Genomic DNA, 26971 nt, shown 5'->3' with positions numbered 1-26971 from the left:
CCACGGTGGGCAGCCAGTTCATAACTTAGGGAAGTTGGGTTAGGGTTTGCCTAAGAAATGGGGTAAAAATGGTTAAGGCCAGCTACAGAGCAGCGGCAAGGAGTTTTTGAGTGTAGGGATGTTGCGGCTGGGCAAACAATTGGGCGGTAGGAGCCAGTTCAACAATCTTGCCAGCATACATGACGGCAATGCGATCGCAAAAACTGCGGGCAACCGCCAGATCATGGGTAATAAAGAGATACGTGAGTTGCAACTGCTCTTTTAACTGCTGCATCAGCGCCAGCACCTGCCGTTGGATATGGGCATCGAGCATACTCACTGGTTCATCACAGACCACCAGTTGCGGATGGGTAATCAGAGCGCGAGCGATCGCCACCCGTTGGCGTTGTCCCCCCGATAGGGCATGGGGATAGCGATGGACATACACTTCACTGGGGGTTAATTCCACCTGTGCCAACATCTCGCGGACCCGCTCTTGGGCAGCCTCTTTGGCCATCAGCCGATGAATTAGCAGTGGCTCCAGCAAGTTTTGCCCCACGGTCATTTTCGGATTGAGGCAGGCATGGGGGTCTTGGAAAATCATTTGCAGATCGCGGCGGGCTGTGCGCAGTTGTGCGGCTGGCAATTGAGTTAAATTGCGCCCCAAAAAGACCACTTCACCGGCATTGGCGGGAATCAGTTGCAGAATCAAGCGGGAAAGGGTACTTTTGCCACAGCCAGATTCGCCCACGAGGCCCAGGGTTTCTCCGCGGCGCAATGTGAGATCGACGCCATCCACGGCGCGAATTGTGGTTTGTGGTTGTAGCCATCCCCCCAAGCGGTAGTGCCGCTGTAAATTCTGAACCCGCAGCAGTTCCGGGGCAGTGTCCAATTGCGGGGTTTCTTTAGAGGTGAGTTGGCTGGCCGCCAGTAGGGATTGGGTATAGGGGTGCTGTGGCTGTTGCAGGACTTGGCGAGCCGCTCCCAGTTCAACAATTTTGCCTTGGTGCATCACCGCTAGGCGATCGCAATACTTGGCCATCAGTGCCAGATCGTGGGAAATCAGCAACAGTCCCCGCTGCTCCTCTTGGCACAGGCGCGTGAGTTCATCTAGAATTTCCGCCGCGACGGTCACATCCAGCGCCGTTGTCGGTTCATCGGCAATGATCAGGGGGGGGTTCAAGAGCAAGGCAAGGGCGATCGCCACCCGTTGACGCATTCCACCACTAAACTCATGGGGATACTGATGCAGGCGATTGGCCGGAATTTTCACCCGATCCAATACCTCAACAATCCGCTGCCGCCGTTGGGAGCGACTCCAAGCAGACCAATGACTCCGCAATAGCTCATCGCAGTGGTCATAGACACTCATGAGGGGATTCAGGCGCGTCATCGGATCCTGAAAGACCAAGCCAATTTGCTCGCCCCGCAGTCGCCGCAATTGAGAAGCGCTTAGCCCCAAAAGGGATTGCCCCTGAAGGGCGATCGCCCCAGCAACCTGTGACCCCGGCGGCAATAACTGCAAAATGGCCTTACCAATCGTGGATTTGCCACAACCTGACTCCCCCACCAAACCAAACCGCTCCCCGGCGGCCACGCAAAAAGAAACACCATCCACCACGAATGTTGCAGCAGATGATGTCTCCGTTGTAGGGTAGGCGACCCGCAGTTCCCGCAGTTCTAAAAGAGTCGCCATGGGCTGGTCGATCCTAGGCAGGTTCGATGCGGGCGTAAAAGACCCCTTGAATTTTCACTTCGTGAGGTTCGTGGGCACCCATATCGTCATCGGAGAGTTGCTCACTTTCAAAGGTTCCAGCAATTTCACCCGTGCGGCCATCCACTTTCGCCACATTCAGAGAAATTTCACCCTTGGTCAGGGAGAAGCGTTTGACGTTGGCGCGAGCCAGTTCTTCTTCTTTACCTTGGGGAATGGCGATCGCCGAATCATAACCAGAGGCCAAGCCCCGTCCTTTGGGATCCAAGAAGTTGGCGGTGCGGTAGGAAGGAACGTTGAATTCGCCCTTGAAATCCGTTGACGTGGTGATGCTGCTAATGTTGGGCTGAGTGCTCGCCACCAAGTTTTTCACCGTAAACAGCAGTGGGATACGCTCGCCACCGGGCATTTGCACGGTCACTGGTTGGAAATCAATCCCATCCTCTTCTATGAACGTGAGGCTGCCATCGCTGTTGACCTTGAGTTCCCCTTGAATTTGATCCAAGCTCGTGGTTTCGCGGGTCACCAGTTTCGTGGGAACAAATTCGGCCTCTTGGCGTTTGTTCTTAGGCTCTTCCTTGACCAAAAATGTCGTTGGCTGCAAGCACAGTTGGGCAATGCGATAGGTTTGGGAACTATCAATGGGGTAGGCACCACGCGCCGTATCATCAAGGGTGGGGCACTTGTTGGCCAGACCTGTACCGACAATATCGTCATAGGTTAAAGTCTGTTTTGCGGCAAAGGCGGGGGCGCTCAAGGAAAAAATCCCTAGACATACCGCCAGCAGAGTCGCCATTAAAATGCGATATTTCATGGTTAACCTCAGAAGTCAAAGCATCTCAAAGCAGTCAGAGTGTGGGAGATACCCCTGCGTAAGAGTCCAGTGAAGGCAGCCATGCAACTACCTTATCAATCCATGATTATACGGAGCTTTGCGATCGCCTCAGAAAGGAAATTTTCGCAGATATTTTAATTTCGCAAGAGCAAAAATAATGACCGACCTCTCTCCGACTGGAGCCACAAAGTAAACTAGTAAAAAAGCAGGATCGGGAGTGAGTTCATGGATGACAGCGAGTTGTTTGCTGTTTTTGTTGCCGATGTTGTCAATGGGGCTGAGAGCCTTGCCTCAAATCCTAACTATCGCATTGAATCGGTTTTAGGGACTTTGCAACTGGTGGACAACAAAGCCGGCGTCATTGCCACGGGCAAAAGTGAAAATGGGCAACCGCAGATCATGGTCAAGCGCTACTGTGATGCGTGGGAATCTTTGCGACAAGCACTGACCCATGGCTCATTCTTTCCTGATCTTGCTCAAAATAAGGCACAACTGGTGCCCTTTACCTGTGCCGCCATTCCCGAAGGCTATCAACTCTATGATTGTGCTGCCAGTGAGATGTGGCGCAGTTGGCGACGGGGCGCCGTTGATCAGGTGCATATCTACACCGCGAATCAGTGGCGATCGGTGGGGGAGATTTCCTGTAGCGGTGGCGTGGTTTTTATCCCCGTTCCTGATCTGGAGAAAGAGATTCAGATTACCAGTTCCTCACTGATGTCTTGGTTAGGCGTTCCCAATGCTTAGAACCCTAAAAATGCTTAAGAAACTACGGATTAGGGGGAGCGATCGCCCCAATGGATCAAACAGAACCTAAAGACTCTAGAGATAATAGACGTATAACCATAGCGACCTAGCAACACAATGCTTGCCTGTTTGCGACCTCGCGAGATTTCCCCTTGAGGCAACTATGTCAGAACCGCACCGCGATACCAATATTGGCCAAATTCTGATGAATCGGTACCGGCTGACGGAGCTGATTGGCAAAGGCTCAATGGGGCGGGTGTATCGCGCAGAGGATATTCTCCTTGGGGGTGTTCCCGTTGCGGTTAAATTCCTGTCGCAAACCCTGCTCAACGATCGCATGAAAACCCGCTTTGCCCAAGAAGCGCGGGCGGGTGCTCTCCTCGGCCAGAAAAGTATGCATGTGGTGCGGGTGCTCGACTACGGCATGAACAATGAGGAAATTCCCTTCTACGTCATGGAATTTTTGGAAGGCGAAAACCTCAGTGATTTGCTCCTAGAAGAACCCCTGCCTTTAAGCCGATTTCTGCGAATTGCACGGCATATGTGCCTTGGTCTTCAGGTAGCCCATGAGGGAATTATCATCGAAGGCCAAAAATGCCCGATTATTCACCGTGACATCAAACCCAGCAATGTCCTTGTGATTCAGGACGGCACGATGGGGGAACTTGCCAAGGTATTGGATTTTGGGATTGCCAAATTTTTGGGGGATGTGTCGGAAAAGGGGCAAACCTCGTCGTTTATGGGCACTTTGGCCTACTGTTCGCCAGAGCAGATTGAAGGGCGAGAGTTGGATCACCGCTCGGATATCTACAGCCTTGGCATCACGATGTATGAGCTACTCACCGGCAAGATGCCCATTCAGGCGGAAACCCACTCTATTGGCAGTTGGTTTAAGGCACATCACTTCCAAAAGCCTGTTCCCTTCAATGTGGCGAGTCCGGGGCTGCATCTTCCCCCTGTTCTTGAGGAGCTGATCATGGCCTGTATGGCCAAATCCCCCAGCGATCGCCCCCAAAATGTGGGTGAAATTATTAACGTTCTCACCGCCCTTGAGGAACAGTTTGGTAGTAGTCGAGTCACCCAGCCGGGGGTAGAGGTTGCTGCCAAAGTCTCTCAACCCTCAGAACGCGCATCTCAACCGCCCGTTGCCCTTGCTACCGTTGAAGAAGTCTGCTGGCAAAGTGTTTGGCCTGCCGATAAACCCGTCGCGGAAATTGTCTTCCCCATGCCCTTATATGCCCAACGAGAATCAGCGGCGTCACTGTGGGTGATGTTGCCTCGGGCAGAGATCGATCGCCGCATGCTCAATATCCGCTACAACCAGTTTCTCTTTACCACCAGTCCCCACCCGATGATCCTCTGGATTACCGCCATCTACGATCCCAAGCAAGGGCCTCGCTGGTTGCCCTGTTATTTGGATATGAAACTGCCACGCAACCAAGAACTCTGCGTTTTGCTCTCGGACACCGGCTACTATCCGCTGCTCTTTTTCTCCCTTGAGGATCCGCAACACTGCATCAATGTCCGCATGTTTACCATCGCTACCTTCCAGCGGCAACTCCTACGGGACTGGCTGCAAACCAGTAAAAGCTTACCCAGTTCTGCCCCAGCAGTTGTGAGCCGCAATCTCCTCAAGGCAGAGTTTGAAAACTACAAGCCGCAAATCCTTGCCAAGCTGGAGAACGTGAAGATGGCCACAGTCATTGATTAGGGATACCGCGATCGCCTTCTAGGGCAGCAATAGAGAAAAATATATTAAGAGATGTTGCGCGATTGGTAAAGAATTGTTACAGTGAGGGTACAGGGTTCGATCAGGAGTCAAAACCATGGAAGATACCAAAACCATCAAAGCTGAAGATCGCAACGCATGGGTGTTTGGATTCACCCCCCAAGCTGAAATTTGGAACGGTCGCCTCGCCATGATCGGCTTTGTGGCGGCGCTACTCACAGAACTGATCACCAAACAAGGCGTGCTTCACTTCTGGGGTCTGCTCTAGACCTTAACTCTCTCCCAATTTTCAGCGGTCAAAGTGTCATTTTGAGGTCAGTAATGGCCTCTTTTTTTTGGCCAATTGATTTTTTTGATCAATTGATGGCTAGCACAGATCAAGGGTAGCCCTTTTCACAAAGACAGTACAGGATCAAAGCTGCAAAAGCTACCATGAAAGAGGATGATTGCACCCCTTTTATGTATCCCAATCCCAGTACTCAAGAAAAGGACTGTAGGGGGAAGTTACCTGTTAAATGGTTGATGAGGAAATCTAGGAGTGATTGACACGGGGAATCCCGAGACTGTAGTTGCGCACACGGCTATTGAGGTTGTAGCCAATTTCCCCTTGCATCAGTAACGAGCGAATAAAGTGCTCCAAGTCCGAGCCAATCCGCCGCAAATTGTATTCCGTCAAGTCTTCCCCTGCGGCATTGGCAACCAGCTCCTGAAACTTGGCTTCCACCTTCGCTAGGGCGGCGTCGTTCCACTCCAACTCGTTATCGGGATCCACATTTAGCGTCAGTGTTTCCGTATCAGGATGAACTTCACCATCAACCACATGGCCGGCATAGATGTGAACGTGGCGTGTCGTGGACTTCAGTAGCATGGCTGACCCAATGACGAGTGGACAGTAGTTCCTAAACGCTTCTACTATACCAAGAATCCTTTCAGGGAAAGTTTAGAAAAACTCATGGCTTAGCCCAAGAAGCAGTAATAGAACTGGGCTAGCTTTCAGGCTGCTTTTGGCTAGCGATCGCTCAAAGGGACAATCGCCCCCTTTATAACAATTTACCGTGCCTGTCGTTGCTCCCAGCGTCGCCGGCCACCCGCCCAAGGGGGAGATCCACCATGGGGACGAATGTTAATCACCTCGCCATTCCCACGGGTAATGCGAAAGGCATCAAAGTCATCGTCATCATATTTACCGACAACTGTAACGGTTTCGCCCGGCTGGAGATTGATTTGGTGAAACCAACGCGGCCCCGCATCCACCATCACTTGGCCAGTACCATCGTCGAGGATAAACGCATTGCCAACGACACTACGAACTGTGCCGCGAATGGTTATCCCCTGAAAATTAGTCAAATTGCGAATCGGCGTTGCCGACTGGGCAAAGCTCTCGGCTATTGGCGGAAGAACAACTCCTGTAATGCCGATGAAAAGAGGAAGACCAAGGCTCGATAAACGTTTCATAACTGATAGAATGCACATTCCTAAGGCTGGGGCGATCGCCCATATAAAAACTATGGTAACCATGTTGAAATCCCCCTGCCATTAGACAACAAAGAGCCAACTTCGGTTCAGTGTCAATTCAAGGTTGAGCAGAAGGGGAAGGCGTGCTTAACTTAGTTAAAGAGTTTTTAACATTTGCTGCTATGCCCTTGATAACGTCACTTTTTCAACCTGTTCTTGCCGATGTTGCAGCAGAATCAGTGAACTTGGCGGAAGCAGGTCCATTGATCTTGGCGGCTGTTCTGCTGAGTCTAGTGGTGATTTACTTTGCCAGCAAAGTCGGCGGTGAAATTTGTGCCCGCATTAACTTTCCACCAGTACTGGGCGAACTGGTAGGGGGTGTGGTTGTTGGTATTTCCGTCTTGCACCTGTTGGTTTTTTCCGAAGGGGGGCCAACGGAACCCTCTGTCCTGACCACCTTTATCCAGCAGACGGCAGGCATGGATGGCACTGTCGCTTCAGTGGTTGCCAATACCGCCAGCGAAGTGATTTCCGTCCTCTCGGAAATTGGCGTCATGATCCTGCTCTTTGAGATTGGCTTGGAATCGGATTTAGAGGGCTTGCTCAAGGTGGGTCCCCAAGCGGCTGTCGTCGCCGTGGTGGGGGTGGTGGCTCCCTTTGTTGCGGGCACTTTTGGCCTCGTGACGCTCTTTCATGTGGACTTGGTACCTGCCATCTTTGCCGGTGCAGCGCTGACGGCAACCAGTATTGGGATCACAGCCAAAGTCCTTGCTGAAATTCAACGCCTCACTTCTCCGGAAGGTCAAATCATCATTGGGGCAGCAGTTCTCGATGACATTCTCGGCATTATTGTGCTGGCAGTGGTGGCCAGTCTAGCCAAAACGGGCACGGTCGAGATCAGCAATGTGATCTATTTGATCATTAGCTCTGTGGTCTTTTTGGTGGGGTCTGTTGTCCTGGGGCGGCTGCTGAGTCCCTTCTTTCTGGGGATGGTCGATCGCCTGACCACGCGCGGTAACTTGCTGATTCCCTCTCTTATCTTTGCCTTTGTCCTTGGTTATGTTGCCGTGATCCTGCAACTGGAAGCAATTCTCGGTGCTTTTACTGCTGGCTTAGTTCTCGGGGAAACGGAAAAACGGCGTGAGCTAGAGGAGCAGATTTTACCCATTGCCGATATGCTGGTGCCGGTGTTCTTTGTCTGTGTCGGCGCACGCACCGATATTAGCGTTCTCAATCCCCTAGAACCAGCCAATCGTGCAGGTCTGATTATTGCTTCGTTCCTTGTCGTTGTGGCCATTGTTGGTAAGGTGGTAACAGGGGCAACGGTCTTTGGTCAGCCGGGAATTAACCGTTGGGCCATTGGCATTGGTATGGTGCCTCGCGGTGAAGTGGGGTTGATTTTTGCGGCTGTCGGGTCGGCCAGCGGTGTGCTCTCGAAGGCTCTAGATGCCGGCATTATCGTAATGGTGATTGTGACCACATTTGTTGCGCCACCCCTGTTGCGTTTGGTCTTTAAGCCAGAGGCTGAGGCCGCAGAGGCGTTACCCAGCTCAGATGTGGCAGTGGAGTCTCCCCCAGAAGGATAGCGATGGAACCGATTACGGTCATTGGTGGTGGTTTAGCCGGTACAGAAGCGGCTTGGCAAATTGCCCGTGCGGGCCTGCCGCTAGTGCTCTATGAAATGCGCCCGCAAGTGGCCAGTCCAGCCCACCATACGGCGGAGTTGGCAGAGTTGGTGTGCAGTAATTCCTTTGGTGCCAAGGCCAGCGATCGCGCCACGGGGTTATTACACCATGAACTGCGTGCCCTCGGCTCATTGATTATTGCCACTGCCGATCGCCATCAAGTGCCCGCTGGTGGTGCCTTAGCGGTGGATCGCGCCCAGTTTAGCCGTGAGCTGACTGCAACCCTCGCAAGCCATCCCCTTGTGACATTGCGGCGCGAAGAACTACCCCGCCTCCCAGAAAGCGGGATTGTGGTGTTGGCCACGGGCCCACTGACCAGTGAAGCCCTGAGTGCCGATCTCCAACGCTTGACGGGACTGGACTACCTGAGTTTTTTTGATGCCGCCAGCCCCATTGTGGTCGGGGAGTCCATTAACCGTGAGGTGGCCTTTTTGGCCTCCCGCTACGACCGAGGGGAAGCAGCCTATCTCAACTGTCCTTTTACTGCTGAAGAATATCAGCGCTTTTGGCAGGCTCTCTGTGAGGCTGAACAGGCACCCTTGAAGGACTTTGAGCGCGAGAATGCTCAATTTTTTGAGGCTTGCTTACCCGTAGAGGAGTTGGCGCGGCGAGGGGTGGATACCCTGCGGTTTGGCCCTTTGAAGCCGGTGGGCTTGCGGCATCCGCGCACCGGGGAGCGTCCCTATGCGGTGGCACAACTGCGCCAAGAGGATCGCCACGGCCAACTCTGGAACTTGGTGGGCTTTCAAACGAATCTGCGTTGGGGGGAACAGCAGCGGGTGTTTCGGATGATCCCCGGTTTAGAGCAGGCGGAGTTTGTGCGCATGGGGGTGATGCACCGCAATACCTTCTTAAATGCGCCGAAGTTGTTGAGTGCTAGTCTCCAGTTTCGCGATCGCCCCACCCTCTTGGCAGCGGGTCAAATTACGGGTACCGAAGGCTATACGGCAGCGGCGGCGGGGGGCTGGTTAGCGGGAACGAACGCGGCTCGCTTGGCACGGGGACTCCCACCCTTGGTATTGCCCCCAACCACAATGGCTGGTGCCCTCTTTCACTACATCAGTACAGCGGAGAGCAAAACTTTCCAGCCCATGCCCCCCAACTTTGGTATTTTGCCACCCCTAGAGCAAAAAGTTCGGCAAAAGGCCTTGCGCTATGCCGCTTATCGCGATCGCGCCCTCAAAGATTTAAGCACTTGGGCAACAGCGATGTCGCTGCCCCTACAGCCTCTAGAGTTAGACAGGTGCGATCCTGCTGTCGTTGAAGCTGGAGCCTAAGGTAGTCTGGGGGTAGCGTTGGCAGGCGATCAGGCCACTCAATGGCAACAATTCCGAGATCAATTTCTTCGCCAAGCCAATAGCGTTCCGGTGCCAAATCCGCCACTTCAGCGGGGGTCAGGCGATAGAGATCAAAGTGATAGAGGGGCACACGCCCTTCGGGGTATTCCTGAATCAGGGTGAAGGTGGGGCTTTGAATGACATCCGCAATGCCCAATCCCTCCCCCAAGGCTTGCACAAACGTGGTTTTCCCTACCCCTAGCTCCCCCGCTAACAAGAGCACCGTCCCCGGTGGCAGCCATGTCCCCCACTGGCGTCCCAAGGCTTGCAGATCGGTTAAGCTGAGGTTGAGGCTCGTCATTTAGGCGCGCACTGCTTCTAGGAGTCGCGAAAAGTAAAAGCGAGTTTTGGTCATGGCATTGCGCTCAATCCGCCAACCCAAGTCCCGCAAAATGCCAACAATAAATTCCTCACTGTGGAGATAGGCACGGGTGGCCTTGCTAGAGCCGGGGAAGAATTCACCAATTTTTTTCAGGAGTGTATATTTTGGTGTTTTGGGGGCAAAGCTGAGGATCAGCCGCTCCATTGCCAAGGAACTCAAGTGGGCTAGCATCCCTGCCATTTGGCTATCGGGATAGTGGATGAGGACATCAAGACAGATGACGGTATGGTATTGTCCCCGCAGGGCTTCGAGATCACTGACACTGAGGATCAGTTCATGGTGGCCATTCAACTGAGCAGCGGCGCGATCGCGGGCTTCGGCCACCATCTTCTCGGAAATGTCACTGGCATAGACCCGTGCCCCCAATTCCGCCAAGGGAATGCTCAGACTACCAACACCACAGCCCGCATCACAGATGAGTTTACCCTTGAGGGAGCCATCGGCCTTGAGCCATGCCAGTACCGTATCAATGGTTTGTTGGTGTCCCATGCGAATATCCGCTTGCACCTTGCTGACCTGATCCGTGCCATAGATGCGCCGCCAGCGATCGAACCCCGTGGTGTTGAAGTAGTTTTGCACAATTGCCTTTTCGTCAGCCGTAGATTGCGTCATAAGTTCCCGATGAATCGTCATTGCCCCAATTATTGTGGCATAGGGGCTGTGGTTTGCAGTGCCAATCGGGTACTCACTAGCCCCAAAATCACCCCAAGGATGATCAGGAAGACCCCCAAGCCCACCGACCATTCAACGGAGACATTGCTGGCAAGAGCGCGAAAGCTGGCCTGTTGGGTTAACAACTGCTGAAGCTGTTGACTACTGCCCCAACCAACCATCCACGCTAGTAAACCGCCGCCGCCACCTAGACTAGCGGCTTGAATAAATAGGGGTGTATAAATCCAAGTTTGGGTCGCGCCCACGAGGGTCATGATCTCAATTTCAGGTTGGCGCACAAGGATAATCAACCGCAAAATGGCGCTCACCAGCGCAACCACCGTTAAACTCAGCAGCAGCACCAAAATGAACGTGACTCCCCGCACCACCTGCTGTACACTTTGCAGGCCTGTTAGGGCGCGCTCAAGATACTGCACAGACTCAATGCCTTCCTTTTGGGCAATTTGGCTGGCTAAGGGAGCCACTTGTGCGAGGGTTTGGGCACGGATCTTGATTTCATCGCTGAGGGGATTGGTGTCAAAGAGGTCTAAGCCACCCTGTTCGCTTTTGAGGCCTAAATCAGCTTGCAATTCTGCCCAAGCGCGATCACGATCAATCCAAGTGAAGTCGGCTACCCCCGGTAATGCTGCCAACTGCTCCTTGAGACTGGCCACTTTGGCTGCGGGAAGAGTAGGCGAGACATAGGCCGTAATTTCTAGCCGATTACCCAAGGACTCGACACTAGCGCCAAGGAGTTGCGACACTTGCCAGCCCCAACCAAAAATAAAGAGCGTCACGGCCACAGCAATGACGGCTGCGCCATTGAGCCAACCACCGCGCCAGAGACTACGGCGCACTTCTGGAAGCAAAAAGTCAAGGGTGGGTAAGGGACTCAAGTTTGCCATGGTGCAAATGGAGAATCCGATGGGGGACTAAGCGAGTCAAGGCTAAGTCATGGGTGGTAAAGAGAACCGTTAGCCCATGTTGATGGAGGCGATGAAGCAGGGCAAGAATTTGCTGGCTGGTTTGTGGATCTAGATTACCCGTGGGTTCATCCGCCAGCAATAGCTCAGGCCCACCAACGATCGCCCGAGCAATACTCACCCGCTGCTGCTCTCCCCCCGATAGAGATTGGGGATTAGCATTGGCTTTGTGGCTCAGGCCCACCAGTTTGAGCGCCGTTTGTACCCGCTGCTGAATTTCTGCTTTGGCAATACCGCGCACCAGCAGCGCAAAAGCCACATTTTCTGCCACGGAGCGATCGCCCAAGAGCTTAAAGTCCTGAAAAATGACCCCTAGGCGCCGCCGCAACTGTGCCATCCGCCGATCCTGCTGGGGATTGACTTCCTCACCAAAGAGGCGAACTATGCCCTGATCTGGGCGCAGTTGACCACAGAGCAGTTTTAAGAGGGTGGATTTACCCGACCCCGAAGCCCCCGTGAGAAAGTAAAACTCTCCCCGTCGTAGTTGCAAACTGACGCGATGTAAGCAGGGCAAGGCGCCACCAAAGGCTTTCGTGACTTGGCACAGTTCTGCAATGATTGTCCCCTCAGAGGTGGGTTCACAAGAGGGTGCCACTAGGGTCACTGCTGTCATCGGGATGAGAAACGCTGTCGCCCATGCAAACGACTCAGGAGTGCTTTCCATGCAAATTGCGGCAAAGCCAGCATCCGCCGCCAGCGCCACGGTTCTTGATACAAGCGATAGAGCCACTCTAAATGAAGCTTTTGGAAGAGCTTAGGTGCTCGTTTTTTCACCCCCGCCCAAATATCAAAGCTGCCCCCGACACCAACCCAAATCGCCTCTGGGCAAATGTGACGATGGCGATCGATCCAGTATTCCTGCCGGGGCACCCCCAAAGCGACAAAAATAATGTGGGGTTGCTCCTCTTTAAGCTTTTGAATGAGGGCAGCTTCGGTATCCGCATCATGATAGCCAGATTGCACGCCCACAATCTTTAGGTTCGGCAACTCTCGATGCCAGCGCTCAGCCACCTTTTCTGCCACCCCCGGTGCTGCCCCATAGAAAAAGACCCGCTTGGGCTGGGGCGCTTCATTGGCAAGTCGCAGGAGGGCTTCGGCAAATTCAATTCCCGGCAGACGGCGCACAGACAAGCCATGCAACTTGAGGTAGAGAATGACCCCCGATCCATCGGGAATCACCAAATCAGCACGGTGTATAACATCGGCAAATTCTGGTGTGCGCTCCGCCAGCATCACCATCTCGGAATTGAGCGTGATCACGTGTTGACCATGGCCATCCCGCTGCTGCATCAGCAACCACTCGGGAGCATTGTCCACCAAATGAAGGGGAAATCCGAAAACTGAGACTTTTGCGGGAATGGTGGGCATCACAAGGGGGTAACCCATAGGGAAATTGAGCACAAGAAACACCGAGTATCTTACAGCCCTTTTCACGGCAAGTGAACACTCTGCGCAAAACAGCCTGATGGGCAGGAGAACGCTTCAGTCGTGGATCCTCATCGTCTGGAAAAGGGCTATATCGGATATACAAGGTCATCCCACGGAATATGCCTTGTTGAAATCCACAAAACGCCTTTGCTAGATTAGAGTCGTTATTAAGATTCGTAAACTTAGCTCTTATTATCCCATTGAGCTACCTCACGAATCTGTTTTTATCACTTCCTTTCGGAGTTGAGTTTTATGACGATCGCGATTGGACGAGCGCCAGCAGAACGGGGATGGTTTGACATCCTCGATGACTGGCTCAAACGTGACAGATTTGTCTTCGTAGGCTGGTCAGGCATCCTGCTTTTCCCCTGCGCCTACCTTGCCCTCGGTGGCTGGCTAACCGGTACCACCTTTGTTACCTCTTGGTACACCCACGGCCTTGCCTCCAGCTATCTCGAAGGCTGCAACTTCCTCACCGTTGCCGTTTCCACCCCCGCCAACAGCATGGGGCACTCCCTTCTTCTCCTCTGGGGGCCCGAAGCCCAAGGGGACTTCACCCGCTGGTGCCAACTCGGCGGTCTGTGGACCTTTATCGCCCTCCACGGCGCCTTTGGCCTCATTGGCTTCATGCTGCGGCAGTTTGAAATTGCCCGCTTGGTGGGCATCCGTCCCTACAACGCCATTGCCTTCAGCGCCCCCATTGCTGTCTTTGTCAGCGTCTTCTTGATGTATCCCTTGGGGCAATCCAGTTGGTTCTTTGCCCCCAGCTTTGGCGTGGCTGCCATCTTCCGCTTCCTGCTGTTCTTCCAAGGGTTCCACAACTGGACCTTGAATCCCTTCCACATGATGGGGGTGGCCGGTGTGCTCGGGGGTGCCCTGTTGTGTGCCATCCACGGTGCCACAGTGGAAAACACCCTCTTCCAAGATGGCGAAGGCGCCAGCACCTTCCGTGCCTTTACTCCGACTCAATCGGAAGAGACCTACTCGATGGTGACGGCGAACCGTTTCTGGAGCCAAATTTTTGGGATTGCCTTCTCGAACAAGCGCTGGTTGCACTTTTTCATGTTGTTTGTGCCCGTGACGGGGCTGTGGATGAGTGCGATTGGCGTGGTAGGTCTGGCGTTGAACCTGCGGTCCTATGACTTTATTTCGCAGGAGATTCGGGCAGCGGAAGACCCTGAGTTTGAGACGTTCTACACGAAGAACCTGCTCTTGAACGAGGGCATTCGCGCTTGGATGGCGCCCCAAGACCAACCCCATGAAAACTTTGTCTTCCCAGAAGAGGTACTCCCCCGTGGTAACGCTCTGTAGGGCCTAATCGTATCCTCGTCTGAGTGTCCCTCTCCAATTGGGGAGGGATTTTTTATCTCAAGCGAATAGGGGAAGTTCGTTGAAAGACTTGCCCTGCTGATCCTTGGCAGAAAGAAGGGGTTCGTTGTCGATGGGCCATTGAATGCCGACGGTTGGATCATTCCACAGCAGTGTGTATTCATCCCCCGGATTGTAATAGTCCGTTGTTTTGTAAAGCACTTGGGCGGTGGCTGATTGCACCCAGAAGCCGTGGGCAAAGCCAGCGGGAATCCATAGTTGCTGGAACGTGTCTGCACTGAGCCAAGCCCCTACCCATTGGCCACAGGTGGGCGAGGAACGCCGCAAATCAACTGCGACATCAAAAATTTTTCCTTCGATAACGCGAATGAGTTTGCCTTGCGGCTGTTGGTGCTGGTAGTGTAATCCCCGTAGTACGCCCTGTTGTGAGGCAGAGTGATTGTCTTGGACAAAGGTCACGTCTAAGCCTGTAGCGGCCATAAAAGCCCGTTGATTAAAGCTTTCTAGGAAAAAGCCCCGCTGATCGCGAAAGACACGGGGTTCCAAGAGCAGAACATCAGCGATCGCCAGTGGTTGTACCTTCAGCATGCATACCTCCTGTGATTTCTGCCCACACCTGCAAGAGATATTGGCCGTAGCTACTTTTGCGTAGGGGTTGGGCGAGTTCATAAAGTTGCTCTGGGGTAATGTAGCCCTGATGCAAAGCAATTTCCTCTAAACAGGCAATTTTAACCCCCTGCCGTTCCTCTAGGGTGCGAATGAAGCTACTGGCCTGTTGCAGCAGATCATGGGTACCCGTATCCAGCCACGCGTAGCCGCGTCCGAGCAATTCCACCCGCAGTTGTCCCTGTTCGAGGTAGAGACGGTTGAGGTCGGTGATTTCCAGTTCTCCCCGGGCTGACGGTTGCAGTTGGGCTGCCAGATCACACACTTGATGGTCATAGAAATAAATCCCCGGCACGGCATAGTTGGACTTGGGTACTGCTGGCTTTTCCTCAATGCCGAGGACGCGACCGTTGGCATCAAACTCAATCACGCCGTACTGCTGGGGATTGGCCACCCGATAGCCAAAAATCATTGCCCCTTGGGTAAGTTGAGCAGCTCGTTGTAACTTCTCTGAAAGATCATGGCCGTAGAGAAGATTATCGCCAAGAGTGAGGCAGACGGGTTCCCCCTGCAAAAATTCCCGCCCTAAAATAAAGGCTTCCGCTAGACCATTGGGCTGAGGCTGCACACAATAGCTGAGGGACAAGCCCCACTGATGACCATCCCCCAGCAGCTTTTCAAAAAGATAGAGGTGCTCTGGGGTAGAAATAATCAGAATCTCCCGAATCCCCGCCAACATCAGAATTGAGAGGGGATAGTAAATCATCGGCTTGTCGTAGATAGGTATCAGTTGTTTACTGACCACCTGCGTTAGGGGATAGAGGCGGGTTCCAGAGCCACCAGCCAAGATAATTCCTTTCATGGGCAAGGGGTTAAGAGACTGCCATAGTTGGTTGCTAGCCAAGCGCTATAGTCGGCGGTGCGCGCTGCTGCCACCCAATCTTGATGGGCAAGATACCACTGCACCGTTTTTTCGAGGCCACTGCTGAAGGTTTCTTGGGGCTGCCACCCCAGTTCCCGCTGGATTTTGCGGGCATCAATGGCATAGCGGCGATCGTGACCGGGGCGATCGCTCACAAAGGTAATCAAGCTGCGGTAATTCAAATCAGACCGAGGCACAAGGGTTTGCAGCAGGTCACAGAGGCTTTGCACCACCTCAAGGTTAGGCTTTTCGCAGTTGCCGCCAATGTTGTAGGTTTCGCCCACCTGACCCTTTTGCCAGACGGTATAGACCGCGCGGCAGTGATCTTCAACGTAGAGCCAATCCCGCACATTTTGACCATCACCATAAATGGGCAGCGGTTGCCCCGCCAAGGCTTGGCAGATCATCAGGGGAATCAGTTTTTCCGGAAACTGGTAGGGGCCGTAGTTGTTGGAGCAATTGGTTGTCAGGGTGGGCAGGCCGTAGGTGTGGTGGTAGGCACGTACAAGGTGATCTGAGGCGGCCTTTGAGGCGGCATAGGGGCTGTTGGGGGCGTAAGGGGTGTCTTCCCGAAAGGGCGGATCCTCAGGGCCAAGGCTGCCATAGACTTCATCGGTGGAAATGTGAATAAAGCGGAACTGCTCCTGTGCTCCAGTGGCTAACTGTTGCCAGTAGGTTTTAACCTCTTCTAGGAGATTGGCGGTGCCGACAACATTGGTTTGGATAAAGTCTTGGGGACTATTGATGGAGCGATCGACATGGCTTTCGGCAGCAAAGTGAATCACGGCATCAGGCTGAAAGGTCTGCAATAGCTCTTGCACAAGGGGGCGATCGCCCACATCTCCCTTGACAAATTGATAATTGGGCAATTGCTCGAGCATGGCCAAGGTGCCGGGGTGACAGGCATAGGTCACTTTATCGAGGTTGAGTACCGCCCCCCAGCCTTCCGTAAGGGCTAAGCGCACAAAGTTGGCGCCAATAAAACCACCCCCACCCGTTACCAAAAACTTGATCATAGACCCTGACACCACCAGATTCTGGCTTGCATCATACCAAGACTAGACGCCGATTCAAAAAAAGATGTTTACTAGGAATGAACATTTGCTCAGGCGAACAATCATGGATGAATTTATGGCGGCGGCGATCGCCGAGGCAGAGCAAGGACTCAAAGAAGGCGGCATTCCCATTGGCTCAGTCTTGGTGCGCAATGGCCAAATTATTGGTCGCGGTCACAACCAACGGGTACAGCGGGGCAGTCCGATTCTGCATGCGGAGATTGATTGTCTAGCCAATGCGGGTCGCATCGGTCGCTATGAGGATACGGTGCTGTACTCAACCCTGATGCCCTGCTATCTTTGTGCGGGTGCTGTGGTGCAGTTTGGCATCAAAAAAGTGATTGCGGGTGAATCCCAGACCTTTGCAGGGGCACGGGAGTTCATGGAAGCCCATGGCGTTGAGGTGATTGACCTGAACTTGGAGCGATGCCAGCAGTTAATGCGGGACTTTATTACGCAGCATCCCCAGCTCTGGTTTGAGGACATTGGTGAACTTATTTCCGAAGAAGAGTAGTTAGGACACGGGAATACGCGGCAAGCGGTTCTTGAAGCCGCAGAGAATTTCCCAAGTAATTGTGCCTAGGGTGTCCGCCCAAGTTTCTACGGTTAGGCAGTCCTCGCCATCTTCGCCTAAGAGCGTGACGACATCCCCCTCTTGCAAGCCATCAATGTCACTCACATCAATCATTAGTTGATCCATCGTAATGGCCCCCACTTGGCGCACCCGTTTTCCCTGGACTAGAACTTCAAGCTTGTTGGAAAGAAGGCGGGGCACCCCATCAGCGTAGCCAATGCCAACAACGGCAATTTTCATCGGTTTTGGGGCAATGAATTGGTGGCCATAGCTGATGCCCGTATGGGCGGGAATATCTTTCAACAGCGTAATGCGCGATCGCACCTGCATCACCGGTCGCAGTGGCACCACATCCCGTAAATGGGGGGCAGGATACACACCGTAGAGGCTCAAACCAATCCGCACCATGTCATAGTGGCTACTGCGATTCGCCAAGGTGGCTGCTGAATTGGCCATGTGACGCCGCACCGACCCCAACCCAAGGGGAGCAAGTTCTTGACACACCTGCTCAAAATAGGCCTGCTGCTGCCGCATCAAACTGGGGTCAGGGTCATCGGCACTGGCAAAGTGGGAGTAAATGCCTTGGATGCGCAGGTGGGGTAACCGCTGCACAAATTGCACAAAACCCACTGCATCCTGCCACGGACAACCCAAGCGAGACATGCCCGTATCAATCATCAAATGGACATCAAGGGGTTCCCGCAGGTGATCGGCGTAGTCGGAGAAAATCAGGGCCTGCTTGGGTGTCGAGAGGGTGGGCTGAAGCTGCCACTCGGCCATCATCTGCACCTGCACGGGCAAATTGACGGATCCCAAGACCAAAATTGGCGCTGTAATCCCCGCCTGCCGTAGAGCAATCCCTTCGGGAATCGTTGCCACCCCTAGCCAAGTTGCACCGTGGGCTAAAACCGTCTGTGCCACTGTGAGGGCGCCATGACCATAGGCATCTGCTTTCACCACGGCTAACAGTTCCGTGGTTGGTGCCAGCCATTGGCGAAGATGTTGGGTATTGGCTGCCAAGGCCCCTAAATCAATTTCAATCCACGCGCGCTCACACTCATGGGAACTGGTGAGCTGTTCCTGACTGAGCATTGTTTTTCCTATCCTCACACCATAATTCCGCAGTAGGGGGTGACCAACCCTACAGCCACTGACGGTCTGTGATTCAATGTATAGCACTCTATGTTCAGTCTTAGTGTCAATCATTCGGTTCTTGGCAAAACCTGCTAGAGTGGCACTACAGCCCTTTTCTCAGACCTAGAGTCCATCAAGGAGATCTCACGGTTTTGAGCGTGTTCCATCTCCGTAAAAAGGGCGGTAGATTGGCTGTGGTTGCCCTCTATCTGAACGGGGCGATGTCATTTTTGTTGGTGTGAGGTCGAGGTTCGAGTGGACAACTGGCACAAGACATCCCTAGGGCTAAATCCTCTGGGAGCGATTGGCGTGTTTGACAGTGGAGTGGGAGGCTTAACGGTTTTACAGGCACTCCAAAGCCTTTTACCCCAAGAATCGTTTCTCTACTTTGGTGATACGGCACGGTTGCCCTATGGAACTCGCCGCCGCAGCGAAATTCTCCAATATGTGCGGGAGATTCTAACGTGGATGCATTCCCAAGGTGTCAAGATGGCGGTAATGGCCTGCAACACCAGTTCAGCCCTTGCCTTGGCACAGGTCCGCAGTGAGTTTCCCTTTCCAATCCTTGGCTTGATTGTCCCCGCTGCCAAGATGGCGGTCACGCTGGGAAAGCGCATTGGTGTCATTGCTACCCCCGCAACGGTTAAAAGCGGTGCCTATGCACGGGCGCTTCAGGAACTCTCACCCACGGTGGCGATCGCCCAAGTGGCTTGTCCTGAATTTGTCCCCCTTGTGGAAAGTAATTGCCTAGAGGGTGATCGTGTCCATCGCATTGTGCGTCAGACCCTAAGACCCCTTGTTGACTTTGACCCCGATACCCTCATTTATGGTTGCACCCATTACCCCCACCTGCGCCATGTGATTGAGCAGTATTTGCCCGCAACGGTTCATCACCTTGATCCTGCCCATGCCGTTGCCCATGCAACCGTGCGCAAACTAAAGGCCATGGATTTAGCGACTCCCTGCCCCCAAGGCCAAGTGCAATTTTATGTCAGTGGGATACCCGAACAATTTGCCCAATTAGCTAGCCAATGGCTGGGATACTACCCAACGGTGGAACATCTGTCCTTGAGTGTCTTGACCCAATTCTATCCGCCATTAGAGATAACCCCAGCAGAGGTCTCCGTGGTTGTTGCCAGCTAGGTGCCCTTGGGAATTTTGGCACAATAGAACTATGCCATCTGGCCGTGTTGTCTATTCACCACCCTTGGAGGATTCCCGTGAGTAGTACCAGTAACTTTCAAGATGCGATTCGCGAGGCGCGTAGTAGCGCGATCGTCGGTCCCAATGTTATTCGCAATGCCCTGCCCTTTGTGGGTGGTGGCCTCGTCCTGACGGCGGTGGGTAGCTGGGGTGGTCTGGGCGTGATTGCTGCTGCGCCCCAACTCTTCATGCCCACGTTTATTGTGGCCATTATTGCTGAACTTGTCCTCTTTTTTGTGGCGCAGGGAGCCGCTCGCAAAGGGAATAATGGGCTAGCACTGCCACTGTTGGCCACCTACAGCCTGCTGTCGGGCTATACCCTTTCGGGTTTAATTTATGTTGCCCTCAATACCGTCGGCATCATGGGCATTATCATTGCCGCTGGGGGCTGTGGCATCACGTTTATGGCCGCTAGTCCCATTGGTTCCAATCTGTCGGAACGCGATGGCTTTGCCCTTGCCAAAACAGTGCAACTGGGGATTATTGCCCTGCTGGTGGTGCTGGTTCTCCAGTTAGTCTTCAGCTTCTTTGGTGTCTTTACGCCCACGTTTCTGGAAATTGCGATTTCGGGCATTGGTGTCGTGCTCTTTGTGGGGGCTGCGGTGGTGGACTTCTTTGTGCTGCCGCGTACCTACCGCGATGACCAGTATCTCTCTGCTGCCCTTTCGATGTACCTGACCTACATCAACCTCTTTATCTTTATCCTGCGGTTACTGATTGCCCTCAATCGCAGTCGCTAAAACAGCAGGTGACACTGGGCATGATCCCGTAGCAGATGGTCACAGAGAACCAAAGCCACCATTGCCTCGACCATCGGCACCGCTCGCGGTAACACACAGGGATCATGCCGCCCTTTTGCCGCTAAAATTGTTTCCTTGCCTGCTTGATTCACGGTTTTCTGGGCTTGACCAATGGTGGCAGTGGGCTTAAAAGCTACCCGCAAAATAATGTTTTCGCCATTGGAGATGCCCCCCTGAACCCCGCCGGAGCGATTGGTGCGGGTGCGAATGCGCCCCTGTTCATCGGTGTAAAACTCGTCGTTGTGCTCTTGACCTGTGAGCAGGGTACCCGCAAAACCAGAGCCAATTTCAAAGCCCTTACTGGCAGGCAACGACATCACCCCCTTGGCGAGATCCGCTTCCAGTTTGTCAAAGACGGGGCAGCCTAGACCGACAGGGACATTACGAACCACGCACTCAATGACGCCGCCAATGGAGTTGGCCTGCCGCCGCACCTCATCCACAAGGGCAATCATCTTTTCTGCGGTGGTGGCATCGGGACAGCGCATGATATTGGCTTCAACGGCCGCCGCTGCAACGGTATCGGGATCAACAACGGCTTCAATGTCCTTGACCCGCTTGACGTAGGCAATGATTTCGGTGCCAGCGACTTGAGCCAGAATTTTGCGGGCGATCGCCCCCGCTGCCACCCGCCCAATGGTTTCCCGTGCCGAGGAACGCCCACCCCCTTGCCAGTTGCGAATCCCATATTTGCCGTCATAGGTGGCATCCGCATGGGAGGGACGATAGACCTGTGCCATTTCGGCATAATCTTCGGGGCGAGTGTCCTTGTTGCGCACCAGAATGGCAATCGGCGTACCGAGGGTTTTGCCCTCAAAGACCCCGGAGAGAATTTCACAGCGATCGCTCTCTTGGCGGGGGGTCGTGAGACGACTTTGGCCGGGGCGGCGGCGATCCAGTTCCTTTTGAATATCCGCTTCCGATAGCTCCAGCCGGGGAGGGCAGCCATCCACAACCACCCCTACACCGCCGCCGTGGGATTCACCAAAGGTGGTGACGCGAAAGAGATGCCCAAACGTATTGCCCATAATGATTTCTGAAACCTACGATCCGCTCACCCGAAAGGCCATGCCACAGCCACAGGTTTGACTGGCATTGGGATTGTGGAAGCGAAAAGCGCCCCCCATTAAGTCTTCGATGTAATCTACCCGCAAGCCCCGCAACATCTCAGCCGCTTCCGCCGCGATCGCGATCGTCCAGCCTTGGGACTGGGTGAGTACATCCGTCGGCTCAGGTTCGGCCACAAGGGCAAGATCATAGCGCCAGTCACTGCACTCACTGGGCTGCACCTGAATCCGCAGAATGGCTGCTTGGCCTCGACTGACGCCGTGGGCTTGGAGACGTTCCAACTCTTGAATGGCTGCGGGGGTCAATTCCACCATTTTGCACAAAACTAGCGGGAACCATCAGTATATCGTGGTTTGAGGAGGTTGGTTAGAGCCGCCTTGGCGTTGGGGTAGTCAAATTGAAAGCCCGTAGCCAGCGTCCGCTCCGGTAAGACCCGTTGCCCTTTGAGCACCACATCAGCTCCTTCCCCCAGCAGCAGTTGGAGGACGGGGGCAGGCACAGGCAACCACGCGGGGCGTTGCATCACCTCTCCTAATACCCGGCAAAAGTCGGCCATCGTCAGTGGCTCCGGGGCGGTGGCATTGTAAACCCCCTGCATTCCTGCTTGATCCACTGCGGTCAGAATCAGGCGCACTAAGTCCTGCTGATGGATCCACGAAAACCACTGCTGACCTGAGCCAAGGGGACCCCCTAGATACAACTGAAAGGGCAATAGGAGCTTGGCCAGTGCCCCTTGCTCCCCGAGGACAATGCCAAAACGGAGAATCACTAACCGCACCCCCAAGTCTGTCACCCCTTGGGCAGCCGTTTCCCAGTCCACACAGACCTTGGCGAGAAAATCATTTCCCGCTGCATGGGTTTCGACAAATGTTTCTGTATCGCTCGTGCCGTAGTAGCCAATGGCAGAGGTGGAGACCAACACCTGCGGTCGCTGTTGACATTGGGCGATCGCCTGCACCAACTGCTGCGTCCCCACCACGCGACTCTCGTAAATCTCTTGCTTGCGCTGAGCCGTCCAACGGCCATTGGCTAGGGGTTCACCCGCTAGGTTAATCACGGCATCCGCCCCCTCAAGGGCAGCAAACCAATCCCCGGCAGCTTTGGGGGTATAGCCCACCCATTCCACATGGGGCAGGCCAGCGAATTGTTTAGCGGCTTTCGCCGGGGAGCGTACCAAGGCAACCACGTGATCACCGCGATCGCTCAGGGCCTTGACGACCTGTTGCCCGACAAATCCAGTAGCACCGGTTACAACGACTCTCATAGATCTTTATCCATGGGTTGCGCTGGACGCTTTTGCCTCAAGGGCGGCCACCACGGGTTGCCACTCTGTGCCGTAGCGCTGCCGCAGAGCCTGCCAAGCTGCCACTTGACCTTCGGCGTATTCACCGGGTTTGCCCCATTGCAAAAAGGCGCTGAGGACAGATTTTTCATTGGCATCGAGAAAGCGAATGGCGTAGGTGGGAAAGTTACCCCGCTTGGCTTGCCCCTCTTCAAAGCGGATTTTAACCACCTGATCCATATTCAGGTGAAATTCAAAGTCTTCCGTGTGCATATTGGCATAGCGCCCTTTGGGCAGTTCGGCATAGAAGACCTTGGTAAGGGGCGATCGCACCTCTAAAACCGCAACATCGTTGGTGACGACAAGGCGCAGTAACCCCAGTTGCTCACAGTCACTGAGGAATTGCTGAAAAGAGGGAGAAGGATCGGACATTGTTGGTGCATCAGCTATGAACGCTTCTTTCACTGTGACGCACAGGGGATGCCGATGCAAGCCTGCCGAGTTGGCTCTCTATTTCGCCTTAGCCAAGTGCAGCACCACGCCCAAACCCGCGCCCATATCCTCTGGCGTGACCTTACCATCGTGGTTGGCATCGAGGGCATCAAACACGGCATCGGTTCCCAGCCACTCTTCGCGGGTAATAATGCCATCGCCATCGAGGTCATAGACATGGAAGAGTTCTTCTGCCGCATGGGTGAGGGTTTCAGCACCTTCAAGGCGTGCCAGTCGCTGTGTCAAAAGATCTTCAAGGGTCTCCAGTGCCTTGGTGAAGCCCTTAATGCCCTCATCGAGTTTTTCACTGGCCATCTCATCAGCGGCGTGCATCTTGCGGAAGGTGGCTTCATCCATGGCGACTTTTTCAATGTCAAGGGTGGCAGCGATCGCCGGATCCAACTTGCGCTTTAGCTCGCCACTGGTGTTTTGCAGCTCTTGCAGCAGCGCCGGTGAAATCGTCAGCAGATCACAGCCCGCCAGTTCAATAATTTCGCCAATGTTGCGGAAGCTGGCGCCCATCACTTCAGTGGGATAGCCGAATTTCTTGTAGTAGTTGTAGATTTTGGTAACAGAAATCACTCCCGGATCCTCAGGCCCCGGATACTCGGCACGACCGGTTTTTTTCTTGTACCAGTCGAGAATGCGACCAACAAAGGGAGAAATCAGGGTCACACCCGCCTCAGCGCAGGCGATCGCCTGATGGAAGCCAAACAGCAGGGTTAAATTGCAGTGAATGCCCTCTTTTTCCAGAATTTCGGCTGCGCGAATGCCTTCCCAGGTCGAGGCAATTTTAATCAGCACGCGATCGCGCCCCACCCCTGCGGCTTCGTATTGGCCAATTAAGTCCCGCGCCTTTTGCACTGTAGCTTCTGTATCGTAGGAGAGCCGCGCATCCACTTCCGTTGAGACCCGACCGGGGATAATCTGCAAAATTTTCAAGCCAAAGGCCACCGCCAAGCGATCCACAGCAAGGGAGACAATCTCACGGGGAGTGGCACCAGACCCCAAATCAGCTTTGGCTTTGCGTAGGGTTTCATCCACAATGGGCTGGTACTCCTTCATTTGGGCAGCCGCCGTAATCAACGAGGGATTCGTGGTGGCATCGCGGGGGGTGAATTTTTCGATGGCGAGGATGTCTCCCGTATCAGCGACCACAACTGTCATTTGTCGCAACTGTTCCAGCAAGTTCATGAGACAGGTCTCCCAAACGTGTCCCTTTCATTATCGTTCGCCAGCCCAAGGGTGGGGGAAAGCACCGTAACAAAGCGCAATATGTTATCCCTAGGTTCTCTAGGTGCGATCGCTGAGCAACCAACCTTGCGCCTCGACCCGCGATCGCCAGTACTGCCAGTGCTGCTGAAGTTCTTGACCCGTTTCGGGAGTATTGAGGTGATTGCGCCAAAGAATCAGGGCATCCTCTGGGGGGTTCTCGTAGTAGTGGGGACGCCGTCCGACCAGTTCAAAGCCAAAGTGCTGATAGAGCCGTTGCGCCGCTGCATTGCTGGCCCGTACTTCCAAAGTTGCCCACTGGCGATCGCCCCCCTGATGCCCCAGTTGCAGGAGCCGACACAGCAGTAACCCTGCCAACCCCTGCCGCCGGTACTGCGGATGCACCATCAACAGCACAAGGTGCAATTCATCGGCAATCCCCCAGCTCACGCCACAGCCCCACACCTGATCAAGGGTGGCCACCACCAGCAGCGTATGTTGCGGATGCTCCAACTCACGGGCATAGCCTTGGTGCGACCAAAAGCCCCCCAGACACACCTGATCCAGTTGAACGATGCTATCTAAATCCTTAATCGTTGGGCGTCGTAATTCTAATTGCCCCATGGCCGTTGCCTGCAAGGGAGAGTGCTATCATGCAGAGGAAATGGTACCGTGTAGCAGCGCTATGGCAGAAGAGACGCCCACCCAAGCCCCCAAGAAAGAAAAGCCCCCCGCCATTGAGGATAAACCCTTTGCTGAGTTTATTAATGAGGCTTTTTTACCTGCTCTCCAGAACGCCCTCAGCGCCAAAGTGGGGGAGGTGAGTCTGCGCCTAGAAGAGAATACCGTGATTGGTGAGTGGGGCAAGGGAATGTATCAGTTTCGCCTCTACTTCCTAGAGGGGGATATCCAAGGGCCGAAGGCCTTTGTCTGTAGCAGCGGTGGCATTGCCCCCAGTACCATTGAGCCATTTTTGGGGGATGAGCGCAAAGTGACGCTTGATCTATTGGTCTTTGGGGTGATGCAGCGCCTGAATGGCCAAAAGTGGTTGGGAGGCAATTAGCGAGAGTATGGCCACCGCAATTCAAGTGGGCGATCGCGCCCCTGACTTTGAACTCCCGGCTGCCGATGGCCGCAAGGTGAAGCTCTCCGACTTTCGGGGCAAAAAGAACGTTGTCCTCTACTTTTACCCCGCCTCAGAAACCCCCGGCTGCACGATTCAAGCCTGTGCCTTTCGCGATGCCTACAGTATCTTTCAAGAACTGGGCGCTGAAGTGATTGGCATTAGTGGTGACCCCGTGGAGCGACAGCAGGGCTTCCAAAAAAATCACCAACTCCCCTTTCTCGTCCTCAGTGATCCCGGCAACAAAGTTCGCCAGCAGTATGGCGCCTCTTCCCTCTTTGGTCTCTTTCCGGGGCGGGTTACCTATGTCATTGATCAAGAGGGCGTGGTGCGCTACGTTTTTGACTCTATGCTCAACTTCAAAGCCCACGTGGACGAAGCGCTCAAGATTTTGCGCCAGTTGGCCAGTGCCACTGCCTAAAACAAGCGATCGCAATCACAACCCAACAGTAAGCAAGTTCACTGCCAAGGCCGACTCCCCAGGGCTAGGGTAGAACCATTCTTCTTAGGAGTTTGGCCATGCGTTCCTGCCTTGCCTTTGTACCTGCGGCGACCTTCTTTCTGTTGCCCCTTAGTTCTCTCAGCCTTGCTCAGGGAACGACCCCTGTGGTGAGCCAACCTTCAAGTCTTGTGGCGCGTCTACGGGCAAATCTGCCGAACCGTGGTGTTCCCGGTAGTCGCTTTGGTGGGGCAACCCGTGGTGCCTGTGTAAGCGGCAGTGAACGTTTAACGGCATTGCTCCCTGATACCCACCTTGGCCAAACGGCTGTGGCGACACCAACCCTCTTTGTTTTTGTGCCGAAGAGCAAAGCCACCCAAGGGGAAGTGGTGATTGCTGATGCCGAGCATCGTCCCCTAGCAACAATGGTGGTGGATCTGCCCGCTGAACCGGGGATTCTGGCACTGAAGCCCAATGTGCAACTCCAACCCGGCCAAGACTACCGCTGGACTTTTACCTTGCTGTGTGGTGCTGATGCCGATGATCCCTCTGCCTTTATCTCCGTCAGTGGTGTGATTTCGCGGGTGCAGCCAGCCACGGATTTGGCCAAGCAACTTCAGGGCAAGAGTGGGGGCGATCGCCTTGGGGCAGCAGTTGATGCAGGCCTCTGGTACGAAACCTTGGCCATTTTGGCCGAGCTGCAAGGGAATGAAGCCACACGAAACCTAGCCCGCAGCGAATGGGTGGCTGTATTATCTGCCGTTGGTCTAGGGAGTATTGCCCAAGCACCCCTAGTACAATAAAACTGAA

At 54.1% G+C, this 26971-nt stretch carries 31 protein-coding genes; 12 read left to right on the top strand and 19 right to left on the bottom strand.

Annotated features, from left to right (window positions below; all coding sequences use genetic code 11):
- Window positions 1-82: 82 nt before the first annotated feature.
- Together KV190_RS01785 and psbO are read right to left on the bottom strand one after the other, a co-directional pair.
- Entirely contained in the window at window positions 83-1675 is a 1593-nt protein-coding gene (locus KV190_RS01785) for a dipeptide ABC transporter ATP-binding protein (RefSeq protein ID WP_460194348.1), read from the bottom strand.
- Window positions 1676-1688: 13 nt separating this feature from the next.
- Window positions 1689-2507, bottom strand: a complete 819-nt coding sequence (gene psbO / locus KV190_RS01780) for a photosystem II manganese-stabilizing polypeptide (RefSeq protein ID WP_460194347.1) — start codon at window positions 2505-2507, stop codon at window positions 1689-1691.
- A 246-nt stretch (window positions 2508-2753) separates the two neighbouring features.
- Between psbO and KV190_RS01775 the strand changes: the two genes are divergently transcribed.
- From KV190_RS01775 to KV190_RS01765, 3 genes are all read left to right on the top strand, one after another.
- A complete protein-coding gene (locus tag KV190_RS01775; protein WP_460194346.1) occupies window positions 2754-3272 on the top strand; it encodes a hypothetical protein in 519 nt (172 codons plus the stop codon).
- 163 nt (window positions 3273-3435) lie between these two features.
- On the top strand, window positions 3436-4983 hold the full coding sequence (locus KV190_RS01770; protein WP_460194345.1) for a serine/threonine protein kinase: 1548 nt from the start codon (window positions 3436-3438) through the stop codon (window positions 4981-4983).
- A gap of 115 nt (window positions 4984-5098) precedes the next feature.
- On the top strand, window positions 5099-5269 hold the full coding sequence (locus KV190_RS01765; RefSeq protein WP_011056299.1) for a chlorophyll a/b-binding protein: 171 nt from the start codon (window positions 5099-5101) through the stop codon (window positions 5267-5269).
- Window positions 5270-5533: 264 nt separating this feature from the next.
- Here KV190_RS01765 and ndhM read toward each other — a convergent pair whose 3' ends face one another.
- A complete protein-coding gene (ndhM, locus tag KV190_RS01760) occupies window positions 5534-5869 on the bottom strand; it encodes a photosynthetic/respiratory NAD(P)H-quinone oxidoreductase subunit M (protein ID WP_206199685.1) in 336 nt (111 codons plus the stop codon).
- A 182-nt stretch (window positions 5870-6051) separates the two neighbouring features.
- Entirely contained in the window at window positions 6052-6456 is a 405-nt protein-coding gene (locus KV190_RS01755; protein WP_460194344.1) for a DNA-binding protein, read from the bottom strand.
- A 182-nt stretch (window positions 6457-6638) separates the two neighbouring features.
- On the opposite strand from KV190_RS01755, the gene KV190_RS01750 reads away from it, so the two are divergent.
- Entirely contained in the window at window positions 6639-8042 is a 1404-nt protein-coding gene (locus KV190_RS01750; protein ID WP_460194343.1) for a cation:proton antiporter, read from the top strand.
- 2 nt (window positions 8043-8044) lie between these two features.
- Window positions 8045-9418: an FADH(2)-oxidizing methylenetetrahydrofolate--tRNA-(uracil(54)-C(5))-methyltransferase TrmFO gene (gene trmFO / locus KV190_RS01745; RefSeq protein WP_460194342.1), complete on the top strand. Its 1374-nt coding sequence runs from the start codon at window positions 8045-8047 to the stop codon at window positions 9416-9418.
- Here the strand turns inward: trmFO and tsaE are convergent.
- From tsaE to KV190_RS01720, 5 genes are read right to left on the bottom strand one after another with little or no spacing between them, the layout of a single operon-like run.
- Entirely contained in the window at window positions 9321-9779 is a 459-nt protein-coding gene (gene tsaE / locus KV190_RS01740; protein ID WP_460194341.1) for a tRNA (adenosine(37)-N6)-threonylcarbamoyltransferase complex ATPase subunit type 1 TsaE, read from the bottom strand. The two genes, trmFO and tsaE, sit on opposite strands and share 98 nt — an antisense overlap.
- Window positions 9780-10472, bottom strand: coding sequence for a magnesium protoporphyrin IX methyltransferase (bchM, locus tag KV190_RS01735; RefSeq protein ID WP_460194340.1), 693 nt, complete (start codon window positions 10470-10472; stop codon window positions 9780-9782).
- A 29-nt stretch (window positions 10473-10501) separates the two neighbouring features.
- Window positions 10502-11416, bottom strand: coding sequence for a cell division protein FtsX (locus KV190_RS01730; protein WP_460194339.1), 915 nt, complete (start codon window positions 11414-11416; stop codon window positions 10502-10504).
- A complete protein-coding gene (gene ftsE / locus KV190_RS01725; RefSeq protein ID WP_460194338.1) occupies window positions 11385-12107 on the bottom strand; it encodes a cell division ATP-binding protein FtsE in 723 nt (240 codons plus the stop codon). Before ftsE ends, KV190_RS01730 begins: the two co-directional genes overlap by 32 nt.
- Window positions 12104-12880, bottom strand: a complete 777-nt coding sequence (locus KV190_RS01720) for a WecB/TagA/CpsF family glycosyltransferase (RefSeq protein ID WP_460194337.1) — start codon at window positions 12878-12880, stop codon at window positions 12104-12106. The genes ftsE and KV190_RS01720 overlap by 4 nt, the downstream gene beginning before the upstream one ends.
- 294 nt (window positions 12881-13174) lie before the next feature.
- On the opposite strand from KV190_RS01720, the gene psbD reads away from it, so the two are divergent.
- Complete coding sequence (gene psbD / locus KV190_RS01715; protein WP_460192804.1) at window positions 13175-14233, top strand: photosystem II D2 protein (photosystem q(a) protein); 1059 nt, start codon at window positions 13175-13177, stop codon at window positions 14231-14233.
- A gap of 57 nt (window positions 14234-14290) precedes the next feature.
- Here psbD and rfbC read toward each other — a convergent pair whose 3' ends face one another.
- Genes rfbC through rfbB form a run of 3 tightly spaced genes read right to left on the bottom strand, consistent with a single transcriptional unit; the run spans window position 14291 to window position 16795 of the window.
- On the bottom strand, window positions 14291-14836 hold the full coding sequence (gene rfbC, locus KV190_RS01710) for a dTDP-4-dehydrorhamnose 3,5-epimerase (RefSeq protein WP_460195198.1): 546 nt from the start codon (window positions 14834-14836) through the stop codon (window positions 14291-14293).
- Entirely contained in the window at window positions 14808-15719 is a 912-nt protein-coding gene (gene rfbA / locus KV190_RS01705; RefSeq protein ID WP_460194336.1) for a glucose-1-phosphate thymidylyltransferase RfbA, read from the bottom strand. The genes rfbC and rfbA overlap by 29 nt, the downstream gene beginning before the upstream one ends.
- Entirely contained in the window at window positions 15716-16795 is a 1080-nt protein-coding gene (gene rfbB, locus KV190_RS01700) for a dTDP-glucose 4,6-dehydratase (RefSeq protein ID WP_460194335.1), read from the bottom strand. The genes rfbA and rfbB overlap by 4 nt, the downstream gene beginning before the upstream one ends.
- A gap of 103 nt (window positions 16796-16898) precedes the next feature.
- Here rfbB and KV190_RS01695 point away from each other — a divergent pair, with 103 nt between their 5' ends.
- Window positions 16899-17348, top strand: a complete 450-nt coding sequence (locus KV190_RS01695) for a nucleoside deaminase (RefSeq protein WP_460194334.1) — start codon at window positions 16899-16901, stop codon at window positions 17346-17348.
- On the opposite strand, the gene alr is transcribed toward KV190_RS01695, so the two are convergent.
- Window positions 17349-18500, bottom strand: coding sequence for an alanine racemase (alr, locus tag KV190_RS01690; protein ID WP_460194332.1), 1152 nt, complete (start codon window positions 18498-18500; stop codon window positions 17349-17351). It abuts the gene before it with no gap.
- Between the two features lie 351 nt (window positions 18501-18851).
- Between alr and murI the strand changes: the two genes are divergently transcribed.
- Window positions 18852-19685: a glutamate racemase gene (gene murI, locus KV190_RS01685; protein WP_460194330.1), complete on the top strand. Its 834-nt coding sequence runs from the start codon at window positions 18852-18854 to the stop codon at window positions 19683-19685.
- A gap of 77 nt (window positions 19686-19762) precedes the next feature.
- Window positions 19763-20485 carry a Bax inhibitor-1/YccA family protein gene (locus KV190_RS01680; protein WP_460194328.1) on the top strand — a complete coding sequence of 241 codons (723 nt, stop codon included), beginning with the start codon at window positions 19763-19765 and terminating at the stop codon, window positions 20483-20485.
- Here the strand turns inward: KV190_RS01680 and aroC are convergent.
- The 6 genes from aroC to rimI all read right to left on the bottom strand — a co-directional run bounded on the left by aroC (window position 20482) and on the right by rimI (window position 25223).
- Window positions 20482-21573: a chorismate synthase gene (gene aroC, locus KV190_RS01675; protein WP_460194326.1), complete on the bottom strand. Its 1092-nt coding sequence runs from the start codon at window positions 21571-21573 to the stop codon at window positions 20482-20484. The genes KV190_RS01680 and aroC overlap by 4 nt on opposite strands.
- A gap of 15 nt (window positions 21574-21588) precedes the next feature.
- Window positions 21589-21927 (bottom strand): HesB/IscA family protein, encoded by a 339-nt coding sequence (locus KV190_RS01670; RefSeq protein WP_286626684.1) that lies wholly within the window; start codon window positions 21925-21927, stop codon window positions 21589-21591.
- 11 nt (window positions 21928-21938) lie between these two features.
- Window positions 21939-22877, bottom strand: coding sequence for a thylakoid membrane protein ThyD (gene thyD / locus KV190_RS01665; protein ID WP_460194324.1), 939 nt, complete (start codon window positions 22875-22877; stop codon window positions 21939-21941).
- Window positions 22878-22883: 6 nt separating this feature from the next.
- Window positions 22884-23327, bottom strand: coding sequence for a ChuX/HutX family heme-like substrate-binding protein (locus KV190_RS01660; RefSeq protein ID WP_460194322.1), 444 nt, complete (start codon window positions 23325-23327; stop codon window positions 22884-22886).
- 78 nt (window positions 23328-23405) lie between these two features.
- Window positions 23406-24581, bottom strand: coding sequence for a transaldolase (locus KV190_RS01655; protein WP_460194320.1), 1176 nt, complete (start codon window positions 24579-24581; stop codon window positions 23406-23408).
- Between the two features lie 99 nt (window positions 24582-24680).
- Entirely contained in the window at window positions 24681-25223 is a 543-nt protein-coding gene (rimI, locus tag KV190_RS01650) for a ribosomal protein S18-alanine N-acetyltransferase (RefSeq protein WP_460194318.1), read from the bottom strand.
- A gap of 61 nt (window positions 25224-25284) precedes the next feature.
- Between rimI and KV190_RS01645 the strand changes: the two genes are divergently transcribed.
- The 3 genes from KV190_RS01645 (at window position 25285) to KV190_RS01635 (ending at window position 26964) form a co-directional block, all read left to right on the top strand.
- Window positions 25285-25662, top strand: a complete 378-nt coding sequence (locus KV190_RS01645) for a DUF2996 domain-containing protein (RefSeq protein WP_460194317.1) — start codon at window positions 25285-25287, stop codon at window positions 25660-25662.
- Window positions 25634-26143 carry a peroxiredoxin gene (locus KV190_RS01640; RefSeq protein WP_460194316.1) on the top strand — a complete coding sequence of 170 codons (510 nt, stop codon included), beginning with the start codon at window positions 25634-25636 and terminating at the stop codon, window positions 26141-26143. The genes KV190_RS01645 and KV190_RS01640 overlap by 29 nt, the downstream gene beginning before the upstream one ends.
- A gap of 98 nt (window positions 26144-26241) precedes the next feature.
- Complete coding sequence (locus tag KV190_RS01635; RefSeq protein ID WP_460194314.1) at window positions 26242-26964, top strand: DUF928 domain-containing protein; 723 nt, start codon at window positions 26242-26244, stop codon at window positions 26962-26964.
- Window positions 26965-26971 lie beyond the last annotated feature (7 nt).

It is taken from the genome of Thermosynechococcus sp. FA-CM-4201 (assembly GCF_054689355.1).
The sequence above is the reverse complement of the archived record's forward strand: the minus strand, read 5'-3'. Positions and strand labels throughout refer to the sequence as shown.

Excerpts from the sequence above, each read along its gene's own strand:
- KV190_RS01770 (WP_460194345.1), top strand. The coding sequence starts at position 3,436 with ATGTCAGAACCGCACCGCGATACCAATATTGGCCAAATTCTGATGAAT.
- KV190_RS01750 (WP_460194343.1), top strand. The coding sequence starts at position 6,639 with ATGCCCTTGATAACGTCACTTTTTCAACCTGTTCTTGCCGATGTTGCA.
- KV190_RS01765 (WP_011056299.1), top strand. The coding sequence starts at position 5,099 with ATGGAAGATACCAAAACCATCAAAGCTGAAGATCGCAACGCATGGGTG.
- ftsE (WP_460194338.1), bottom strand. The coding sequence starts at position 12,107 with ATGACAGCAGTGACCCTAGTGGCACCCTCTTGTGAACCCACCTCTGAG.
- psbD (WP_460192804.1), top strand. The coding sequence starts at position 13,175 with ATGACGATCGCGATTGGACGAGCGCCAGCAGAACGGGGATGGTTTGAC.
- KV190_RS01635 (WP_460194314.1), top strand. The coding sequence starts at position 26,242 with ATGCGTTCCTGCCTTGCCTTTGTACCTGCGGCGACCTTCTTTCTGTTG.
- ndhM (WP_206199685.1), bottom strand. The coding sequence starts at position 5,869 with ATGCTACTGAAGTCCACGACACGCCACGTTCACATCTATGCCGGCCAT.
- KV190_RS01655 (WP_460194320.1), bottom strand. The coding sequence starts at position 24,581 with ATGAACTTGCTGGAACAGTTGCGACAAATGACAGTTGTGGTCGCTGAT.
- thyD (WP_460194324.1), bottom strand. The coding sequence starts at position 22,877 with ATGAGAGTCGTTGTAACCGGTGCTACTGGATTTGTCGGGCAACAGGTC.
- rfbA (WP_460194336.1), bottom strand. The coding sequence starts at position 15,719 with ATGAAAGGAATTATCTTGGCTGGTGGCTCTGGAACCCGCCTCTATCCC.
- tsaE (WP_460194341.1), bottom strand. The coding sequence starts at position 9,779 with ATGACGAGCCTCAACCTCAGCTTAACCGATCTGCAAGCCTTGGGACGC.
- KV190_RS01785 (WP_460194348.1), bottom strand. The coding sequence starts at position 1,675 with ATGGCGACTCTTTTAGAACTGCGGGAACTGCGGGTCGCCTACCCTACA.
- psbO (WP_460194347.1), bottom strand. The coding sequence starts at position 2,507 with ATGAAATATCGCATTTTAATGGCGACTCTGCTGGCGGTATGTCTAGGG.
- KV190_RS01720 (WP_460194337.1), bottom strand. The coding sequence starts at position 12,880 with ATGGGTTACCCCCTTGTGATGCCCACCATTCCCGCAAAAGTCTCAGTT.
- alr (WP_460194332.1), bottom strand. The coding sequence starts at position 18,500 with ATGCTCAGTCAGGAACAGCTCACCAGTTCCCATGAGTGTGAGCGCGCG.
- KV190_RS01730 (WP_460194339.1), bottom strand. The coding sequence starts at position 11,416 with ATGGCAAACTTGAGTCCCTTACCCACCCTTGACTTTTTGCTTCCAGAA.
- KV190_RS01695 (WP_460194334.1), top strand. The coding sequence starts at position 16,899 with ATGGATGAATTTATGGCGGCGGCGATCGCCGAGGCAGAGCAAGGACTC.
- KV190_RS01670 (WP_286626684.1), bottom strand. The coding sequence starts at position 21,927 with ATGGTGGAATTGACCCCCGCAGCCATTCAAGAGTTGGAACGTCTCCAA.
- KV190_RS01775 (WP_460194346.1), top strand. The coding sequence starts at position 2,754 with ATGGATGACAGCGAGTTGTTTGCTGTTTTTGTTGCCGATGTTGTCAAT.
- rfbB (WP_460194335.1), bottom strand. The coding sequence starts at position 16,795 with ATGATCAAGTTTTTGGTAACGGGTGGGGGTGGTTTTATTGGCGCCAAC.
- trmFO (WP_460194342.1), top strand. The coding sequence starts at position 8,045 with ATGGAACCGATTACGGTCATTGGTGGTGGTTTAGCCGGTACAGAAGCG.
- KV190_RS01640 (WP_460194316.1), top strand. The coding sequence starts at position 25,634 with ATGGCCAAAAGTGGTTGGGAGGCAATTAGCGAGAGTATGGCCACCGCA.
- KV190_RS01755 (WP_460194344.1), bottom strand. The coding sequence starts at position 6,456 with ATGAAACGTTTATCGAGCCTTGGTCTTCCTCTTTTCATCGGCATTACA.
- aroC (WP_460194326.1), bottom strand. The coding sequence starts at position 21,573 with ATGGGCAATACGTTTGGGCATCTCTTTCGCGTCACCACCTTTGGTGAA.
- KV190_RS01660 (WP_460194322.1), bottom strand. The coding sequence starts at position 23,327 with ATGTCCGATCCTTCTCCCTCTTTTCAGCAATTCCTCAGTGACTGTGAG.
- bchM (WP_460194340.1), bottom strand. The coding sequence starts at position 10,472 with ATGACGCAATCTACGGCTGACGAAAAGGCAATTGTGCAAAACTACTTC.
- KV190_RS01645 (WP_460194317.1), top strand. The coding sequence starts at position 25,285 with ATGGCAGAAGAGACGCCCACCCAAGCCCCCAAGAAAGAAAAGCCCCCC.
- rimI (WP_460194318.1), bottom strand. The coding sequence starts at position 25,223 with ATGGGGCAATTAGAATTACGACGCCCAACGATTAAGGATTTAGATAGC.